Raw genomic sequence first — 562 nt, 5'->3', positions numbered from 1 at the left:
ATCACCACCTTCTCGCCGATCATGCGCACCGCTTCGCCGATCGCATGATCCTCCGCCAGGTGATGCACGAACTGCGCAAAGCCACCGATTTTCTCGAGCGTTTCGCGCCGCATCGCGATGGTCTGCCCAAAACACGGACGCGCGATTCCCAACGCCAGTCCTGTCACGACGCTGGGCAGAAACTGGTAATTGGTCGCCTTGGCCGACAGACGCGGCCAGAAACCCGGATCGGGCTGGCCGCGATAGACGCACGTCACGAGCCCCACGCCTGGCTTCTGCAATTCGCCCACCACATTGCGCAGATAGCTCGGCGCCACGCTCACGTCGCTATCGGCAAACACCAGCACGTCATGCTGCGCCTCGGGCAGCATGTTGAGAATGTTGCTCATCTTGCGGTTCGGTCCATACAGACGCGCATCGGCGACCACCGTGATATGCGCGTCCGGATGCAGCAGACGTAGCTGCTCAACCGTTTGCAGCGCGGGATCCGCCGAATCGTGCACGCCGAACAGAAACTGCAATGGCCCCGGATAGTCCTGCTGGCAGAAACTCGACAGATTGC

Annotated in this window: 1 protein-coding gene; it reads right to left on the bottom strand. The window is 61.4% G+C overall.

The window, feature by feature from the left end; genetic code table 11:
- Positions 1–562 (bottom strand): glycosyltransferase (locus FQ755_RS06025; RefSeq protein ID WP_144152113.1); only part of this gene is annotated, 562 nt, incomplete at both ends.

It is taken from the genome of Paraburkholderia sp. BCC1885, from assembly GCF_900996235.1.
Lineage (GTDB): Bacteria > Pseudomonadota > Gammaproteobacteria > Burkholderiales > Burkholderiaceae > Paraburkholderia.
The sequence above is the reverse complement of the archived record's forward strand: the minus strand, read 5'-3'. Positions and strand labels throughout refer to the sequence as shown.